The 16,987-nt window shown below is 63.7% G+C and carries 16 protein-coding genes; 10 read left to right on the top strand and 6 right to left on the bottom strand.

Features of this window, described 5'->3' with window-relative positions; all coding sequences use genetic code 11:
- Positions 1 to 8: 8 nt before the first annotated feature.
- Both FJW07_RS31680 and FJW07_RS31675 read right to left on the bottom strand, forming a co-directional pair.
- Positions 9 to 146 (bottom strand): hypothetical protein, encoded by a 138-nt coding sequence (locus FJW07_RS31680; RefSeq protein WP_181182594.1) that lies wholly within the window; start codon positions 144 to 146, stop codon positions 9 to 11.
- 59 nt (positions 147 to 205) lie between these two features.
- Positions 206 to 349, bottom strand: a complete 144-nt coding sequence (locus FJW07_RS31675) for a hypothetical protein (RefSeq protein ID WP_181167102.1) — start codon at positions 347 to 349, stop codon at positions 206 to 208.
- A 176-nt stretch (positions 350 to 525) separates the two neighbouring features.
- Between FJW07_RS31675 and FJW07_RS08055 the strand changes: the two genes are divergently transcribed.
- A complete protein-coding gene (locus tag FJW07_RS08055) occupies positions 526 to 1,608 on the top strand; it encodes a LacI family DNA-binding transcriptional regulator (protein WP_140855636.1) in 1,083 nt (360 codons plus the stop codon).
- 56 nt (positions 1,609 to 1,664) lie between these two features.
- Here the strand turns inward: FJW07_RS08055 and opgC are convergent, their stop codons facing one another.
- Positions 1,665 to 2,861, bottom strand: a complete 1,197-nt coding sequence (opgC, locus tag FJW07_RS08050; protein ID WP_140855634.1) for an OpgC domain-containing protein — start codon at positions 2,859 to 2,861, stop codon at positions 1,665 to 1,667.
- A gap of 203 nt (positions 2,862 to 3,064) precedes the next feature.
- Between opgC and FJW07_RS08045 the strand changes: the two genes are divergently transcribed.
- The 5 genes from FJW07_RS08045 to FJW07_RS08025 all read left to right on the top strand — a co-directional run bounded on the left by FJW07_RS08045 (position 3,065) and on the right by FJW07_RS08025 (position 8,230).
- The gene (locus FJW07_RS08045; protein WP_246680706.1) at positions 3,065 to 3,730 is read left to right on the top strand and encodes an alpha/beta hydrolase; all 666 of its coding nucleotides are present in this window, start codon (positions 3,065 to 3,067) and stop codon (positions 3,728 to 3,730) included.
- Between the two features lie 106 nt (positions 3,731 to 3,836).
- Entirely contained in the window at positions 3,837 to 4,916 is a 1,080-nt protein-coding gene (locus FJW07_RS08040) for a toxic anion resistance protein (RefSeq protein ID WP_140855632.1), read from the top strand.
- 10 nt (positions 4,917 to 4,926) lie between these two features.
- The gene (locus FJW07_RS08035) at positions 4,927 to 6,498 is read left to right on the top strand and encodes a substrate-binding domain-containing protein (protein ID WP_140855630.1); all 1,572 of its coding nucleotides are present in this window, start codon (positions 4,927 to 4,929) and stop codon (positions 6,496 to 6,498) included.
- An 8-nt stretch (positions 6,499 to 6,506) separates the two neighbouring features.
- Positions 6,507 to 7,124, top strand: a complete 618-nt coding sequence (locus FJW07_RS08030) for a 5-bromo-4-chloroindolyl phosphate hydrolysis family protein (protein ID WP_140641363.1) — start codon at positions 6,507 to 6,509, stop codon at positions 7,122 to 7,124.
- On the top strand, positions 7,124 to 8,230 hold the full coding sequence (locus FJW07_RS08025) for a hypothetical protein (protein ID WP_140855628.1): 1,107 nt from the start codon (positions 7,124 to 7,126) through the stop codon (positions 8,228 to 8,230). Before FJW07_RS08030 ends, FJW07_RS08025 begins: the two co-directional genes overlap by 1 nt.
- 21 nt (positions 8,231 to 8,251) lie before the next feature.
- On the opposite strand, the gene sthA is transcribed toward FJW07_RS08025, so the two are convergent.
- On the bottom strand, positions 8,252 to 9,640 hold the full coding sequence (gene sthA / locus FJW07_RS08020) for a Si-specific NAD(P)(+) transhydrogenase (protein WP_140541258.1): 1,389 nt from the start codon (positions 9,638 to 9,640) through the stop codon (positions 8,252 to 8,254).
- A 173-nt stretch (positions 9,641 to 9,813) separates the two neighbouring features.
- Between sthA and FJW07_RS08015 the strand changes: the two genes are divergently transcribed.
- The 4 genes from FJW07_RS08015 (at position 9,814) to FJW07_RS08000 (ending at position 13,020) form a co-directional block, all read left to right on the top strand.
- The gene (locus tag FJW07_RS08015) at positions 9,814 to 10,542 is read left to right on the top strand and encodes an isoprenylcysteine carboxylmethyltransferase family protein (protein WP_246680710.1); all 729 of its coding nucleotides are present in this window, start codon (positions 9,814 to 9,816) and stop codon (positions 10,540 to 10,542) included.
- Positions 10,543 to 10,615: 73 nt separating this feature from the next.
- Positions 10,616 to 11,086 carry an RDD family protein gene (locus tag FJW07_RS08010; protein WP_140855626.1) on the top strand — a complete coding sequence of 157 codons (471 nt, stop codon included), beginning with the start codon at positions 10,616 to 10,618 and terminating at the stop codon, positions 11,084 to 11,086.
- Positions 11,087 to 11,235: 149 nt separating this feature from the next.
- Positions 11,236 to 12,000 (top strand): arginyltransferase, encoded by a 765-nt coding sequence (locus tag FJW07_RS08005; protein ID WP_140659119.1) that lies wholly within the window; start codon positions 11,236 to 11,238, stop codon positions 11,998 to 12,000.
- A 123-nt stretch (positions 12,001 to 12,123) separates the two neighbouring features.
- A complete protein-coding gene (locus FJW07_RS08000; protein ID WP_140659120.1) occupies positions 12,124 to 13,020 on the top strand; it encodes a DMT family transporter in 897 nt (298 codons plus the stop codon).
- On the opposite strand, the gene FJW07_RS07995 is transcribed toward FJW07_RS08000, so the two are convergent.
- Together FJW07_RS07995 and parC are read right to left on the bottom strand one after the other, a co-directional pair.
- Positions 13,008 to 14,207, bottom strand: coding sequence for an AI-2E family transporter (locus tag FJW07_RS07995; protein WP_140855624.1), 1,200 nt, complete (start codon positions 14,205 to 14,207; stop codon positions 13,008 to 13,010). The two genes, FJW07_RS08000 and FJW07_RS07995, sit on opposite strands and share 13 nt — an antisense overlap.
- Before the next feature lie 122 nt (positions 14,208 to 14,329).
- Positions 14,330 to 16,585 (bottom strand): DNA topoisomerase IV subunit A, encoded by a 2,256-nt coding sequence (gene parC, locus FJW07_RS07990; protein WP_140855622.1) that lies wholly within the window; start codon positions 16,583 to 16,585, stop codon positions 14,330 to 14,332.
- Between the last annotated feature and the right edge of the window lie 402 nt (positions 16,586 to 16,987).

Below are 16,987 nucleotides of genomic sequence, written 5' to 3'. Positions count from 1 at the left end.
TTCAACGGCTATTTTCGGCCGATCCGCCGCTTGCGCTGGCGCGCAGGCAGCTCGCCGACGCGGCGCCGCTCGGGCTGCTCGGTTCCGGGCGTGATGCCCCAATAGTTGCGGTAGATATCCTGAAACAGATGACCAATCGGATGCATGACGATTTCTCCTTAGGATTGAACCGATCCAATCTATCGGCGCTGAAAATCGCTGCGGCTCAGCCGCGCTTGCGCTCCACGAGAAAGCGCGGGGCGCGCCTCCATGGACTCGACCTGCCGCGCCGCTTCTCGCTGACGATGACCGAGGCGATGCCCCAATCGTTGCGGTAGATATCCTCGAACAAATAGCTCACCGGATGCATGGCACCCCTCCTGTCGAAATCCGCTCCACCATGAAGCGGAAATTTGGATCGATTCAAATCATAGGCCTTATTTGCCCGACGTCAACTGAAATTGAATCGATCCAACAAAAATGTTAGATGACCGGCGACAATTCAGCGGTCATGTTCGTCGCGTTGACCGGATTCGGAGGAACGACATGGCATCACTCCTCGAAGGCCAGGCAAGACCGATCAGGTTGGCCGACATCGCCAAGGCCGCCGGCGTCTCGCATGGCACGGCCTCGAATGTTTTCAGCCGCCCCGAGATCGTGCGCGCCGAAGTGCGGGAACGGGTGAAGGCGGTCGCGGAGCAGATGGGCTATGCCGGCCCGGACCCGAAAGGCCGCCTGCTGCGCGCCGGCAAGGTCAACGCCATCGGCGTCGCCACCACCGAGCCCCTTTCGTACTTCTTCGACGATCCCTTCGCCCGCGTCATGATGGCCGGCATTTCCGAAGCCTGCGACGCCACCGGCGCAGGCATCGCGCTGGTTTCGGCCGCCAACCAGGAAAAGCTCGCCTGGAACATCCAGAGTGCGCTTGTCGACGGTTTTGTGCTGTTCTGCATCGAAGGCGGCTCGCGCCTTGTCGATCTGACGCGCGAGCGCAGGCTGCCCTTCGTTGCGCTGGAGCTCGGCTTCCAGGACGAGACCGTGTCGGCCATCGGAGTCGACAATGTCGCAGGCGCAAAGCTTGCCGCCCGCCATCTCGCCGAGCTTGGCCATCGCCGCTTCGCCGTCCTGTCGCTCGGCTTTGCCGACAATCGCACCGGCTTCGCGACGCCGGAAGCGGTGCGCAGCGCGGTCTACACCGGAACGCGCGATCGCCTTGCCGGCTACTTCGAGGAGCTTTCCCGCTTCGGCATCGATACGGCGAAAATCCCGGTCTATGAGACCGAGAACGAAGAAAAAAGCACCAGGGCCGGCCTCGAGGCGATCTTTACCAAGGGGGAGCCGCCGCCGACCGCCATCCTGGCTATGTCGGATCGCATGGCCCTGATCGCCATCGACTGGCTGAGGGCACGCGGCCTCAATGTTCCCGGCGATGTCTCCATTGTCGGCTTTGACGGCGTGCCGGACGGCGCGCTGGCCACGCCGCCGCTGACGACGATCGCCCAGCCGATCATCGAGATCGGCCGCCGCGCCGCGCGCATGATCCTCGACCATGACGGCGCGGTGCGGCGCGAGACGATGGGCGTCGAGTTCGTCGTCAGAGGCTCGACCGGTCCGGCGCCGAAAGCCTGAGCGGGCTCAGGTAATTCCGCGCGGATAGGCCACCCGGCACTTTCCTTGCGCTGCGGTCAGTAGCCGCCCGCCCGCGCCGGCAGCGGCTGCACGCCGAACGTCGCACGCGCAGGCTCCTCGCGTACCGGCTTGGCGCGGGAGGGGCCGAGGCTCGCAAGCCATTCGAGGTAGAGTGCAAGCGCGAGTTGCATGGCGATGCCTGCAGCGATCAGAAGCGTGTCGTAGGCCGGGCCGCCCGGATTGATCAGCTTCAGCACCTGCGCCGCCATGGCAAGCAGCGTGCCGGCGATGAACACCGGCAGCGAGCGCTTGCCCAGGATCGCCAGCGGATTGTCGGGCCGGACGCGGAAGAGGTTCGAGACAGCCGGCAGCGCCACGATCAGATAGCTGACCGACAGGATGTGCAGCAGCCGAGGCAGCGACAGGAAGGTCTTATCGAAGCCGCCGATCACCACCGGCAGGTCGAACCAGGTGATCTGCCCCCAGAGCGGGCTGTGCACCCAGATCGCCGCTCCGATCACATAGATGCCGGCGGCACCAAGCAGCCACGGATTGACCGGGATCCGCCCGCCGCGCTTCACATGCAGCATGGCGGCAAGGCCGATGTTGAAAAGGAACTGCCAGGACAGCGGGTTGAGGAACCAAAGGCCTGGCTCCGGATAGTTCGGCGGCGCGATCTGCCAGATGCCGGCGACGAGCCACAGCAGGCCGGACGCGATCAGCGCCGGCACGGGCCGATAGCTGACGAACAGCACGAAAGCAGGCGCCGCCAGAAGCAGCGCCGCATAGACGGGCAGGATGTTGTTATAGCCGAGTTGGTGGCCGAGCGTGACGATGCCGAGCAGCACCTGCGGCGTGTTGCGCATCAAGGGTTCGATGTTGATCATCGTCAGGATTTCCGGCCGGTGCGCGAACAGCGCGGCGGCGCAAAACAGCGCGACCACCACCATCGTGATGACGATGTGGGAGATGTAGAGCACGCCAGCGCGCCGCCACATCTTCAAGGTCGCGAGCAATCGGCCGCCCGGCTTGAACTTCGTGCCATAGGCCAGCGCCACCGAGATGCCGGAAATCAGCACGAAGGCCTCCGCCGCATCGGAAAAACCGAAATTCTTATAGGTCCAATTCTCGAAGACCGTACCAGGCACATGGTCGACGAAAATGGTGAGCAACGCGAGCGCGCGCAGCACGTCGATCCGCGTATCGCGCTCGACGACACGCTTGTCGCGATCGTTGGAAACAGGGGTGGTCATCGACAAAAGGCCTCAAAGCTGGTTGTTCATAGCCAGCAATGCGACCCCCGGGGCGCACCGCTTCGATTCCTCCCAGGGGAGTGTATCGGCGGAAAAACGGCCTGAATTGCGCCTGGTTCAATCAACTTTCGCGGAGCGCGAAAATATTCCGTTTTGAAGCCGGCAAATCAACGAATCTCTCATGGAATCAAATGGATGTGAGCGTGTTCGAATATAGCGACGAAAACAGCATCCTGCGCGAGGATCTGACATTTCCCTACCGTCTGCTGAAGCCGGCAAACGCCAGCGGCGACTGCCTCTTCATGCTGCACGGGTCAGGCGTAGACGAGACGACGATGCTACCGCTGGCGATGCAGATCGCGCCGCGTTCGGTGATCGTCGCGGCGCGCGGCCGCATTCGGCAGGAGGACGGATTTCGCTGGTTCGAGCGAATCACGCCGACCAGTTTCGAGCAAACCTCCATCCGTGCCGAGACGGCCGCCTATGCCCAATTCGCGACGGAAGCCGGGCGGGAGCATGGGCTCGACCTGCAACGGGCGACCTTCCTTGGCTATTCGAACGGCGCCAATGTCGTCTCCAGCCTGATGCTGCTCCATCCCGGCCTGGTCAAGCAGGCGGCGCTGTTGAGGGCGATGCCGGTGCTCGACAATCCTCCAACGTCAGATCTTAGCGGCACACGGGTGCTAATCGTCGCCGGCGCCGCCGACCAGATCTACGGACCGTTCGCGCTCGCACTAGTGACGCTGTTCAGCGAGCGCCGCGCCGAGGTCGACGCGCGCATCGTCGCCTCGGGCCATGAATTCGGCAATGCGGACGCCGCGATCGTGCGGCAATGGCGGGCGGCGCCGGCTGCAGAAGCCTCCGCATAGGCGCTGAAATGTAATCTATTTCACGGCCCAAGCGCCACGCCCGGCCATGTCATATGTCTGTCACACACTGTCTATCGAGATACTGTTCACCGAGGGGGAGGTCTCAATGGCCGACGAGAACAGCATCACTCTGCTCGACGACACTTCGAAGTTGCCCGCCATTGCCGCCAGCCCGGGCGAGGTCGCCAGGATCGAAGGCGGCATCGATATTCGCGACCGAGCGGCGATTTCGATCTTCGGCGACCGCGCCCAGCAAGCGGTCAGCGACTATGCCGACAAGATTCTGTCGCAGATCCGCAACCGCGATCTCGGCGACACCGGCACATTGCTTACCGACATCATCATGAAGGCCAAGAACCTCGATCCGGCTTCGCTGAAGGACGAAGGGTTCTTGAGCAATTTGTTCTCCTCGTTCAAGGCACGGCTCGAGCGCTTCAAGGAAAAGTACGAGGACGTCGCCGGTCAGATCGACCGTATCGGCCTTGAGCTCGACCGTCATAAGGACACGCTCAGGCGCGACATCGCCGTGCTCGACGACCTGCACGAGCAGACCAAGGACTCCATCCTCAACCTCGACGCCTATGTGCAGGCCGGCAAGAAATTCGTCGACAACTACCGCGCCGACGAACTGCCGAAGCTGAAGGCCGCGGCGGAGGCGAAGAGCGCCGACACCGCCGGCTCCCTGGAGGCGCAAACCTACCAGGACGCCGTGCAGGCGCTCGACCGGCTGGAAAAGCGCATCTTCTACCTGGTGCAGGCGCGCCAGCTCGGCATCCAGCAATTGCCGCAGATCCGCATTGTGCAGTCGGGCGACGAGACGCTGATCGAGAACCTGCAGGCCACCTCGGTGCTGACCGTGCCGGCTTGGAAACAGAAGATGGTCATCCTGCTTGGGTTGACCAACCAGAAGTCGGCGCTGGAGCTGCAAAAGACGGTGACGGACGCCACCAACGAGATGATCCGCCAGACATCGAAGATGATGAAGGATCAGGCCATTTCAATCGAGGAGCAGGCGCAGCGCGGCATCGTCGATGTCGAGACGCTGGCGCAGGCCAACCGCGACCTGATCGACACGGTGCAAGGTGTGCTCAAGGTCCAGGAGCAAGGCCGGCAAAAGCGGGCCGACGCCGAAAAGCAGATGGACCAGATGACCGCCGACCTCAAGAAAGCGCTCACCCAGGGCTGACGGGGCCTCGATGCCAATGAAGCTTTCGTCCGTTCTGGCGTTGGCGGCCGCGCTGCTGCTGGCGGCCTGCAATTCGGGCAACGTCAAATTCTCGATCGTCTCCGGTTCGGAGAACACGGTGCTGGAGCCGATCGTGCAGGAGTTCTGCGCCAAGCAGGGCGCGACCTGCACCATCTCCTACCAAGGCTCGCTCGATATCGGTCTCGGCCTGCAGAAGGCCAGCGGGCTCGATCAGGACGCGGTCTGGCCGGCGTCGAGCGTCTGGGTCGACCTGTTCGATACCGGCCGCAAGGTACGCAACCTCACCTCGATCGCGCAGATGCCGGTCATCCTCGGCGTGCGCAAATCCAAGGCCGCCGAACTCGGCTGGATCGGCAGGCAAGTCTACATGAAAGACATCCTTGCCGCGGTGAAGGACGGCAAGCTCAAATTCCTGATGACCTCGGCCACGCAGTCCAACTCCGGCGCCAGCGCCTATCTGGCGATGCTCTCCAGCGCGCTCGGCGGCAAGGAGGTGATCCAGCCCGGCGACCTCGACAACCTCTCCGTGCACGACACGGTCGGCGCCCTGTTGCAGGGTGTCGAGCGCTCTTCCGGATCTTCAGGCTGGCTGGCCGACCTCTATGTCGATTCCGCGCGCAAGGGCACGCTCTATGACGCGATGTGGAATTACGAGGCGACGCTGAAAGAGACCAACGACAGGCTGAAGCAAATGGGCGACGAGCCGCTCTACGCGGTATATCCGGCCGATGGCGTCGCGGTCGGCGATTCCCCGCTCGGCTTCATCGATCACGGGCGCGGCGCCGATGTCGAAAAGTTCTTCGCCGACCTGCTCGCCTATCTGCACTCGGACACGGTGCGCAAGCGCATCGCCGACACTGGCCGGCGACTGCCGCTCGGCGGCGCCGCGGTCCAGGCGACGGCCGAGCCCAACTGGAATTTCGATCCGGGCAAGCTGGTGACGTCGATCCGCATGCCGGAACCCGCAGTGATCCGCAAGGCGCTTGACCTCTACCAGCAGGCGCTGCGCAAACCGTCATTGACGGCGCTCTGCTTCGACTTCTCGGGTTCGATGGAGAACGAGGGCGAAACGCAGTTGCAGCAGGCCGCGCAGTTCCTGTTCACGCCGGAAAAGTCGAGCGAAGTGCTGGTGCAATGGACGCCGTCCGACCACATTTTCGTGCTGCCTTTCGACAGCAAAGTGCGCGACATTTTCGACGCGACCGGTGATCCTGCGGGCCAGAACCAGCTGCTTGGCGACGTGGCGCAGCAGCGCGCCGGCGGCGGTACCGACATGTATGCCTGCGCCTCGCAGGCGCTGCAGAAGATCCTGACGACGCCCGACCTGCCGAAATACCTGCCGGCCATCGTCATCATGACGGACGGCCGCACCGATGGCAGCGCCGAGCCGTTCTTGGCTGAGTGGCGCCAGGCGCCGCTGCGGGTGCCGGTGTTCGGGATCACCTTCGGCGATGCCGACAAGAGCCAGCTCGACAGTCTCGCCAAAGCGACCTCGGCGCGTGTCTTCGACGGCGGCGGCGACCTTGCTGGTGCCTTCCGCGCGGCGCGCGGCTACAACTAAGGCCAACCATGCGCGGCTTGTTCGGCAATGACTGGAACTGGATCGCGGCGGGGCTGGTGTCGGCCGCGCTGCTGATTGGTCTCGGCACACTCACCCACTTCCCCTTCCTGGTCTCGGCGGTGATCTCGGTTCTGGTCTTTGCCGGATTGATCTTCGTGCTGGCGCCACGCCAGCTGTTCGAAGGGCTCGACCTGCGCTCGATCGGCGGCGGCCAGGTGGCGTTCGCGCGCGAATTGCTGGCGCAGGCGCAGCCGGCGGCCGACCGGCTGGCGGCTGCGGCCGGCTCTATCGCCGACAAGGACATAAAAGCCAAGGTGAAGAACCTTTCCGATATCGCCGCCGACGTCATCTCCAAAGTCGAGGCGAAACCGGCAAGCGCTGCTTCCGTGCGGCGCTTCCTGACCTATTACGTGCCGCAGGCGGCGGAAGTCGCGGAAGGCTATGCCACGCTTGCCGATCGCCGCGCGCCAAGCCAGCAGCGGCTTGCCACTGTCGGCGCGGTGATCACCAAGCTGCAGGACGCCTTCGTCCACTATGCCGACAGCCAGGCGGACTCCGAGCTTGGCACGCTCGACGTTGACCTTCGACTCATCCAGGAGTCGCTGAAAGAGGATATCGGTCGCTGATGGCCCTTTCTCGCCGCGCTTTCGGACTGGGACTGCTTGCCGCCGCCGCGGCCGGAACGGGCGGCTATCTGACGCTCAAGGACCGGCCGGAGTTCCGCGGTTATCTCGGCAACCGCGCGCATCTGTTCGGCTTCGTCGGCGGCGAGAAGCAGGCTTTCCTGGCCGACCCCGATGTGATCGGCGCGCTTGGCGGCTACGGGCTGGAGCTCGACGCGCGTGTCGCCGGTTCGGTCGAGATGGTGCGCGAGCCGGCACTCCTGACGCAGAAGCCGCAATTCCTGTGGCCATCCTCGTCGATCATGGTCGATCTCGCGCGTAAGAGCGGCGTCTCGATCCGCAACGACCAGGTGGTGCTCAATTCGCCGATCGTCGTCTACACCTGGGGCCCGGTGATCGAAGGCCTGAAGAAGAGCGGCTTGGTCACCGTCGCCGCCAAGGGCGGCTACAACCAGCTCGATCTCAAGGCGCTGCTCGATGCCATCCTGGCCGGCAAGAACTGGTCGGATCTCGGCATTTCCGAACTCTATGGCCGCGCACGCATCGTCTCCACCGACCCCAACCGCTCCAATTCCGGCTTCATGTTCGCAGGGCTCGTGCTCAGCCTGATGAGCGGCGACGTGGCGACGCAGGAACTGCTTGCCCGGCATGGCGAGGAGGCGAAGTCGATCTTCCGCAGCATGGGCCTGAAATCGTCCTCGTCGGGCAAGCTGTTCGACCAGTATATCGCCGGAGGGCTCGGCGCCGAGCCGATGGTGGTGGGCTACGAAAACCAGCTCGTGGAATGGGCGCTTGCCGATCCGGAGCGCTGGCAGCGCGTGCAGGCCGGCGCCGGCGCCAAGCCGGAGATTCTCTATCCGCGCCCCACCGTCTATTCGGCGCATCCGCTGATCGTCATCGATCCGGCGGTCGATCCGCTGCTCGAAGCGCTGACCAGCCCGAAGCTGCAGCAACTCGCCTGGTCGAAGCACGGGTTCCGCGGGCCGCTCGGTACCGTGGCGGGCGATGCAGACGCCATCGCCGGCGTGCGGCCGGCCGAGATCGAGGCGGTGCTGCCGATGCCTTCGGCCGACGTCATGCTTTCTCTGCTGTCGCAGATGGAAGGCTGACCGGCCAGCTTGGCCGATCCCTCACCCCTGCCCCATCCTGTTCCAGGCATCCAAACCCGCAATCTTGTAAGCCTCGGCCAGCGTCGGGTAATTGAAGGTGTTGTTGACGAAGAAGTCGACCGTGCCGCCGAGGTTGATCACCGCCTGGCCGATATGGATGAGTTCGGTCGCGCCTTCGCCGACGATATGGGCGCCGAGCAGGCGGCGCGTCTCGACAGAGAACAACAGCTTCAGGAAGCCGCTTGAGACGCCCATGATGTGGCCGCGCGAGGTCTCGCGGAAGCGCGCCAGGCCGACCTCGTAGGCTGCGCCGCTGTCGCGCACCTGTTCTTCCGACAGGCCGACCGTGGAAATTTCCGGCACGGCGTAGATGCCATAGGGAAAGCTCTCCGGCGGCGGCGGCAGGTGGACCCCGAAGGCATGGCAGGCGGCTACCCTTCCCTGCTCCATTGACGTCGAAGCGAGGCTCGGGAAGCCGATGACGTCGCCGGACGCGTAGATGTTTGAAACCGTGGTCTGGAAGGTATGCGGATCGACCTTGATGCGGCCGCGGGCGTCGGCCTCGATGCCGACCGTGTCGAGGCCGAGGCTGGCAACATTGCCGGTGCGGCCGGCTGCGTAGAGCACCATCTCGGAGCGGATGGTGCGGCCATCGGCCAGCGTCACTTCGGCGTGGTCGGGTTTCGAGGCGATCTCCTTCACCGTGCTGCCGAGGCGGATGGTCATGCCGCGGTCACGCATCTGGTGAATGAAGTCGTCGACGATCTCGCGGTCGATGAAGTCGAGGATGGTGTTGCGCGGCTCGACCAGTGTCACCGGCACGTCGAGGGCGGAAAAGATGGTGGCGTATTCGACGCCGATGACGCCGGCGCCGATCACCGTCAGCGTGCGCGGCAGATGGTGGAGTTCCAGCATCTCGTCGCTGTCGAAGACGCGCTTTTTGTCGAAGGGCACGTCGGCCGGCCGGTGCGGCCTGGTGCCGACGGCGATCAGCGCGTTGGCGAAGCCAACCTCGCTGTAGTCGCCATTGTCGGCGGTCAGGCTGACCTTGTTCGGCGTGAGGAACTTCACGGCGGCGCGCGCGCTCTTCACCGTGTTGCGCATGAACTGATGCTGCAGCACCTCGACCTCATGGTCGAGCGTCTTGTGCAGCCGGTCGACCAGATCTGAGATCGAAATGTCCTGCTTGACCCGGTAGCCACGCCCGTAGAAGCCGCGTTCGCGCCAGCCCGAGAGGTTGAGCACCGTCTCGCGCAGCGTCTTCGACGGGATGGTGCCGGTGTGCACCGAGACGCCGCCCAGGCGCCGGCCCCGGTCGACCACCAGCACCGACTTGCCGAGCTTGGCCGATTGCACCGCGGCGCGGCGCCCGGAAGGGCCGCTGCCGATGACCAGCATGTCGTAGTCCATGTCCCCGTCCCCTTTGTGCGCCGCAGCAAGCTAGACCGGGAAGAATGTCATGTTCAACAGGCAACACACCATTCCCTCGGCAGGCGAATCCGCCAATGCAACCAAAAGCATGCGAAACCTTAACCGGACGGCAAGGCTTGGGTGCAATGGTCCATGTCGAGGGGACCACCGGGGTGGCAGGGTTGACGATTTCCAAAAGCGACGCGCTGCCTGGCGCAGAGACCGGTTTTTGGTCCGGGCTGCGAAGCAGCGATATCCTCACCGACCTTCGCGAGGGCCTGTTCCGTTTTATCGCGTTGGCGGTCGCCGCGGTCTTCGTCTATCGCGGCGCGTACCAGATGGTTATCGATCCGGGCAGGCTGAACGTCCTGCTGCTCATGATCTCAGATGCGCTGACTTTCATCTGGCTGCTGCTGGCGCGCCGACCGATTGTCCGCGACTGGAGCCCTTTCACGGGATTCATCTCGCTGACGGCCGGTTTCGGCTCGGGTTTCGTATCGCTCCAGGACGGAATCGCCATCATCCCGCTCTATATCGCGGCGCCGCTGCAATTCCTGGCGCTGTGGCTGGTGATCTGGGGCAAGATATCGCTTGGCCGCTCCTTCGCCATCCTGCCCGCCAATCGCGGCGTCGTCACCGGCGGCGCCTACCGCTTCGTGCGGCACCCGATCTATGCCGGCTACCTGGCGGGGCACATCCTTTTCCTGCTGTCGAGCTTCTCGATCTACAATTTCACGGTCTACGCGATCATCACCCTGTTCCAGATCCATCGCATCCTGCGCGAGGAGCGCATCCTGGCGCTCACCGAGGAATATCGCGACTATCTCGGGCGGGTTCGCTACAGGCTCTGCCCCGGGCATCTTCTGATATCGCGCCGGTCCGCCGGCGGGCACCTTCCTTGAATTCCGGGCCACCCTCACCATTTGAAAAGGGCGGCAGGCATCCTCAAGCGGATGCCGCGATCGAGGAACGGATATGAACGCACGCGTATTGGATGGCGAGATCATCACGACCAGGTTCGAGGACACCCGCGCCTATCGCGGGGTGCGGACAAGGCGCATCTTCGCCTTCCTGCTCGACTATTTCTTCGTCGCGCTGCTGACCATTCCCTTCGCCATCCTGGTAGCCATTCTCGGGCTTTTGACTTTCGGCCTCGGCTGGGCGCTGTTTTCGGTGCTGGTGCCGATGGTCGCCATTCTCTACATCTGGAACACGCTGGGCAGCCGCGGCCAGGCGACGACCGGCATGAAGATCATGGGTATCCGCCTGGAGAAGCTCGACGGCAGCCGCATCGACGGCATGACGGCCGTGGTTCACTCGGTGCTGTTCTGGGCTGGCAACGTCATCCTGACGCCGCTGGTGCTCCTGGTCACGTTGTTCTCCGACCGCAAGCGCACGCTGCACGACCTGCTGCTCGGCACGGTGGTCACCCGCACCGATATCTGACGGCGTTCCACGGCCGTGTCGATCAGACCGCCGCGCCGCCTATGCTTAAATATGAACAGGTCAAGCCCGTCGCGTCCGCACAATCCTGTTGAATTTTTCGCCGACCGGGCCAAAGGTAGAGCGATTCGCAGGAGCGTTTCCAAGATTAGATGACGCAGCATCCGACCCAGTCGCCGCAGTTCTTCCTGACCGCGCCGTCGCCGTGCCCTTATCTGGAGGGACAGTTCGAGCGCAAGGTGTTCACGCACCTTGTCGGCGACAAGGCGCCGGAGATGAACGACCTGCTGACGCAAGGCGGCTTCCGGCGCTCGCAGAACATCGCCTACCGTCCGGCCTGCGAGTCGTGCCGCGCCTGTGTCTCGGTTCGCATCTTGGCACAGGAATTCAGCCCCAGCCGCAACATGCGCCGCGTCATCCAGCACAATGCCGACCTCGTCGGCGCCATGCATGACGCGCAGCCCTCGACCGAGCAATACTCGCTCTTCCGCGGCTATCTCGACGCCCGCCATCGCCGTGGCGGCATGTCGGACATGACCGTGCTCGACTATGCGATGATGGTGGAAGACACGCATGTCGACACCAAGATCATCGAATACCGGCGTCGCGGCCCCGACACGTTCATCACTGGCAAAGGCCATGGCGAGCTGATCGCGGTCGCGCTCACCGACAAGATGGCCGATGGCCTGTCGATGGTCTATTCCTATTTCAATCCCGACTTCGAGGACCGCTCGCTCGGCACCTTCATGATCCTCGATCACATCGCCCGCGCCAAGGCGATGGGACTGCCCCACGTCTATCTCGGCTACTGGGTCAACGGCTCGCGCAAGATGAATTATAAGATGCGCTTCATGCCGCAGGAGCATCTCGGCCCGAAAGGCTGGGAACGCTACGACCACGAAGCGGTCAGTCGCTAAACAGTTTTCCCGAACCCGCTCTTATTGTGTTTCAAGGGAGAAGACGCCGGTCTTGCGCGCCCTCGCGCGAGAAGTGTGCAATCGCGCCGGCGCTTGCTCTCGCTTTGTTTCGAGAACGATCACATGTCTTCCCACACCGATCACCAGAAAGGCCTCCTCGTCACCGCCATCGGCGGGCTGGTGCTGAGCATAGATATTCCGCTGATCCGGCTCGCGGATGGCGAAGCTTGGACCATCCTTTTGCTGCGCACCAGCTGCACCTTGGCGGCGGCGCTGATCATGTGGGCGGTCTGGCGCTTGTACAGCAAGAATGCGCCGCAGCTCATACCCGGCTGGTCGGGGCTGGTCGTGGCCGTGATTTACGGGCTCGGCGCGGTCGCCTTCATGACAGCCGTCTATCATACATCGACAGCCGATCTGGTCTTCATCCTGGCCTTCAACACCGTCTTCGCGGCGCTGCTGTCGTGGCTGTTCCTGAAGGAGCGGCCGCGACCGCTGACCCTCGCCGCGATGGCGCTGATGATCGTCGGCGTCGCCATCATCGTCGGCGATTCCGTCGGCACCGGATATTTGTTCGGCGACCTGATGGCATTGTGTTCGGCCTTCCTGATTGCCTGCGCCATCACCATCTCGCGCGCCAGCGGCAAGGACATGGGCTTTACCGCGCTTATCGGCGTGATCCTGCCTTTTGGGGTGGCGGCGTTCATGGTCTCCAGGACCGGCTTTCAAGTCGAAGCGCCGTGGTGGATCATCCTGAACGGCGGCGTCGTCATGCCGATCGCGTTCTTCTGCCTCGCCAACGGACCGAAATACATCTCGGGCGCGGAAGTCGCGATGTTCTATCTCTTGGAAACGATCCTGGCGCCGGTCTGGGTGTGGATGATCTTCGCCGAGACACCGTCACGCAACAGCCTGATCGGCGGCGGCATCATGATCGTAACGCTGGTCGCGCATTCGCTCTGGCAATTGCATGAGGGCCGCAAGCGCCGTGCGGACCTCGCGGTGCATCACCCGGCCTGAATCTTCCTGGGCTCGGCGGCAGCCTCGATCCGGGGCGGCGCGCCGGCCTCGTCGGCGACAGGCGGAAGCTCGTCCATGATCTCGACCTCGCGCAGCCATTCGCGCCAAATGGCGACGAGCAGCGCCATCAACACCGGGCCGATGAACAGGCCGAGGAAACCCATCGTCTTGACGCCGCCGATCAGGCCGAAAAAGGTCGGCAGGAAAGGCAGCTTGATCGGGCCGCCGACGAGCTTGGGCCGCAAGGTCTTGTCGACGATGAAGAGCTCGACCGCACCCCAGATGAACAGGGCCGCGCCGGCGAAAAGCTTGCCGCTGGCGGCGAGGTAGATCGACACCAGGGTGAAGGAGAGCGGCGCGCCGCCCGGGACCAGCGCCATGATGCCGGTGAGCGCGCCGAGCGTCACCGGCGACGGCACGCCGGCGAGCCAATAGGCGATGCCGAGCACCAGGCCCTCGCCGATGGCGATGATGGTCATGCCGGTGACCGTCGAGGAAATGGTTGCCGGCACGACGCGCGAGATACGCTCCCAGCGCGTCGGCAGGATGCGTTCGCCGAGGCGATCGATCTGGGCCGCGAAAGCCTCGCCGTCGCGATAGGCGAAGAACAGCGCGATCATCATGAACAGAAGCGTCAGCATCAGGCTGAAGGCGCTGCCGCCGGCAGCCAAGGCGCCGCGGTAGATGCTGCCGATATTGGAGCCGCTGATCAGCTGGATCAACTCGCCGATGCCGCCGGGGTGGCCGAGATAGGCCGTCCACTGCTCGTTCAGCCACTGGCCGACGACCGGTATGGCGGCGATCCAACCCGGTGTCACCGCGCCGTGGCGATTGGTCTCGATCGCCCAGGTGACCCACTCGCGCAGCTCGTTGATGGCATAAGTGCCGGCAAGCGCGATCGGCACTACTAGGAAGGTGAGGATGAAAAGGATCGCCAAAGTCGCGCCGACGGTGCGGTTGCCGCCGACGCCAACGAGCAGTCGGCGGTAGAGCGGCCAGCTGGCAAAGGCGATGACGAGCGCCGCCAGCACCGGGAACAGGAAACCGTGGAAGAAATAGACGCCGGCGGCGGCGATCAGCACCAGGAGCCAGCGCGCCGCCGACAGCGGCGGGATGACGGCCGCCCTGAGCGGCGTCGACAGGCCGAACAGGCGCTGCCCCGGTTTCTGGATCTCAGCCCGCTTCAAGCGTGCGTTTCTCCCCTGCCCGATGATTCAATGGATGCTTATGCACCATCATAGTGCAGCAATCGTGACGATAGTCCAAATGATTGACTGATCTCCCCTCTCGTGGGGGAGATCAGCTAACTTCACCCGAACTTGCCCGTCCTGGGGAAACCCTTCGGCACCATGCGGCCGGCGGCGGCACGCGCGCCGATCCACTCGGCAAGCTCCTCGCGCGACTTGGTGAAGGTGCGATCGGCCGAATCCTGCCAGGAGAGCCCCGTCTCGAGGGCGAAGGTCTTCAGGTCCAGCACGCCGCCATCCTTGTATTTCTGCAGGCGCACGCCCTTGCCGCGCGCCATTTCCGGGATTTCGGCCAGCGGGAAGACCAGCATCTTGCGGTTCTCGCCGACAATGGCGAGATGGTCGCCCGACACCGGGATGCAGCGCTTGGCCTCGTCCGGCGCCTTGACGTTCATCACCTGCTTGCCCTTGCGGGTGTTGGCGACGACCTCTTCCTCCGAAACGACGAAACCGTTGGCGTCGTAGGAGACGAGCAGCAGCTTGCGTTTGGGATCATGAACAAAGGCGGTGACGATGTCCTGATCGTTCTCCATGTCGACGATGATGCGGATCGGCTCGCCATGGCCGCGCCCGCCCGGCAGCCGGTCGGCGCCGATGGTGTAGAACTTGCCGCCGGTGGTGAAGACCAGGATCTTGTCCGTGGTCTGGGCATGGAAGGCGAGCTTCAGGCTGTCGCCTTCCTTGAAGGCGAGCTGCGAATGGTCGGTCAGGTGGCCCTTCATGGCGCGCAGCCAGCCCTTTTCCGATACAACGACGGTGACCGGCTCGCGCTCGATCATGGCGTGCGCGATGTCGGTCAGGTCATGCTCGGGCGCATCGGCGAACTGGGTGCGGCGCTTGCCGAGTTCGGTCTCCGGACCGAACGTGTCGCGGATCTTGGTGACTTCCCACTTGATCGTCGACCATTGCTTGGCGTCGGAAGCCAGCAGGGCCTCGATCTGCTTCTTCTCGGCGGTGAGGCCGTCGAATTCCTTGCGGATCTCGATCTCTTCGAGCTTGCGCAAAGCGCGCAGGCGCATGTTGAGGATCGCTTCGGCCTGGTTGTCGGTGAGCGACCAGCGGGCCATCATCACCTGCTTGGGCTCATCCTCCTCGCGGATGATCCGGATGACCTCGTCGATGTTGAGATAGGCGATCAGATAGCCGGCGAGGATTTCCAGCCGCTTCTCGATCTCGCCGAGCCGGTATTTCGAGCGGCGGATCAAAACCTCGCGGCGGTGGTCGAGCCACTCCTTCAGCACGCCCTTCAGCGACAGGACGTTCGGCACCTTGCCGCGCGACAGCACGTTCATGTTGAGCGGGAAGCGGCTTTCGAGCTCGGTGAGCTTGAACAGCGATTCCATCAGGATGCCGGGATCGACGGTGCGGCTCTTCGGCACCAGGACGACGCGGATGTCTTCCGCACTCTCGTCGCGGATGTCCTCGAGCAGCGGCAGCTTGCGCGCCATCAAAAGCTCGGCGATCTTCTCGATCAGCCTGGCCTTCTGGACGCCGTAGGGGATTTCGGTGACGACGATGCTCCAGGTGCCCCTGCCCTGGTCTTCCTGACCCCATTTCGAGCGCACGCGAAAACCGCCACGGCCCGTTTCATAGGCTTCGAGGATCGAGGCGCGGCTGTCGACAATGATGCCGCCGGTCGGGAAATCCGGACCCTGAACGAAATCCATCAGCTTGGCCACCGGCGCGTCCGGATGCTCGATCAGGTGAAGTGCTGCATCGCAAAGCTCGGCCGCGTTGTGCGGCGGGATGGAAGTCGCCATGCCGACGGCAATGCCGGAGGAACCGTTGGCGAGCAGGTTCGGGAAGGCGCCCGGCAGGACGGACGGCTCCTCGTCCTCTTCATTGTAGGTCGGCCGGAAATCGACTGCGTCCTCGGTGATGCCGGCAAGCAGCTCGCTCGCCACCTCTGTCATGCGCGCTTCGGTGTAACGCATGGCGGCGGCGTTATCGCCGTCGATGTTGCCAAAATTGCCCTGCCCGTCGACCAGCGGGTAGCGCATCGAGAAATCCTGCGCGAGGCGCACCAGGGCGTCGTAGATCGACTGGTCGCCATGCGGATGGAACTTGCCCATCACGTCACCGACGATGCGGGCGCATTTGGCAAAGCCCTGGCCGGGGTTGAGCCGGAGCAGCCGCATGGCGTGCATGATGCGGCGATGGACCGGCTTCAGTCCGTCGCGCACATCCGGCAGCGCCCGGTGCATGATGGTCGACAGCGCGTAAGCCAGATAGCGCCGCTCGAGCGCTTCCTTCAGATCGACCGGTTCGATTTTATCGCCGCCGCCATTGTCATCAGGCGGCAAAAGCCTTTTTCCCATGGATTTGGACTAGCCGAGCGGGTGATTCGCGGCAAGCGCCGCGTGAACGTCGGCGCATTCGCCGCGGCTATAGACACGCAGCCGGCGGTGTGAAGGATTTCACGGAAGCGGCGCCGCGGCGGCTGCAATTTGCCGCCGATCTGCAACAGGCTTAGTCGGCAACACAACGCCGGCCAACATCAATCCGTTACATGCGGCCGCTATCTGGCAATGCAACGCGCTGGCGAAGGAAAGCCGCGGTCTTCATGACAAATTCACCGCATCGGGCAATGGCTGCCGACCGGCGTTTGCTTTTCATCGCCGTTTTCGACAAATGGGGCCGGAAATGCCTTTTTCCCGTCCCGTTCGTCACGGAATGGTGATGGAGCAGATTTCAAAACAATTTCACATAGCCAATCAGGA

The sequence above is a fragment of the Mesorhizobium sp. B3-1-9 genome (assembly GCF_006439595.1).
Taxonomy (GTDB): Bacteria; Pseudomonadota; Alphaproteobacteria; order Rhizobiales; family Rhizobiaceae; genus Mesorhizobium.
The sequence above is the reverse complement of the archived record's forward strand: the minus strand, read 5'-3'. Positions and strand labels throughout refer to the sequence as shown.

What these genes read in the sequence shown, in the direction of transcription:
- FJW07_RS08040 (WP_140855632.1), top strand. Translation starts at nt 3,837, where the DNA reads ATGGCCGACGAGAACAGCATCACTCTGCTCGACGACACTTCGAAGTTG.
- parC (WP_140855622.1), bottom strand. Translation starts at nt 16,585, where the DNA reads ATGGGAAAAAGGCTTTTGCCGCCTGATGACAATGGCGGCGGCGATAAA.
- opgC (WP_140855634.1), bottom strand. Translation starts at nt 2,861, where the DNA reads ATGACCACCCCTGTTTCCAACGATCGCGACAAGCGTGTCGTCGAGCGC.
- sthA (WP_140541258.1), bottom strand. Translation starts at nt 9,640, where the DNA reads ATGGACTACGACATGCTGGTCATCGGCAGCGGCCCTTCCGGGCGCCGC.
- FJW07_RS08000 (WP_140659120.1), top strand. Translation starts at nt 12,124, where the DNA reads ATGTCTTCCCACACCGATCACCAGAAAGGCCTCCTCGTCACCGCCATC.
- FJW07_RS08025 (WP_140855628.1), top strand. Translation starts at nt 7,124, where the DNA reads ATGGCCCTTTCTCGCCGCGCTTTCGGACTGGGACTGCTTGCCGCCGCC.
- FJW07_RS08030 (WP_140641363.1), top strand. Translation starts at nt 6,507, where the DNA reads ATGCGCGGCTTGTTCGGCAATGACTGGAACTGGATCGCGGCGGGGCTG.
- FJW07_RS08005 (WP_140659119.1), top strand. Translation starts at nt 11,236, where the DNA reads ATGACGCAGCATCCGACCCAGTCGCCGCAGTTCTTCCTGACCGCGCCG.
- FJW07_RS08010 (WP_140855626.1), top strand. Translation starts at nt 10,616, where the DNA reads ATGAACGCACGCGTATTGGATGGCGAGATCATCACGACCAGGTTCGAG.
- FJW07_RS31675 (WP_181167102.1), bottom strand. Translation starts at nt 349, where the DNA reads ATGCATCCGGTGAGCTATTTGTTCGAGGATATCTACCGCAACGATTGG.
- FJW07_RS08055 (WP_140855636.1), top strand. Translation starts at nt 526, where the DNA reads ATGGCATCACTCCTCGAAGGCCAGGCAAGACCGATCAGGTTGGCCGAC.
- FJW07_RS31680 (WP_181182594.1), bottom strand. Translation starts at nt 146, where the DNA reads ATGCATCCGATTGGTCATCTGTTTCAGGATATCTACCGCAACTATTGG.
- FJW07_RS08035 (WP_140855630.1), top strand. Translation starts at nt 4,927, where the DNA reads ATGCCAATGAAGCTTTCGTCCGTTCTGGCGTTGGCGGCCGCGCTGCTG.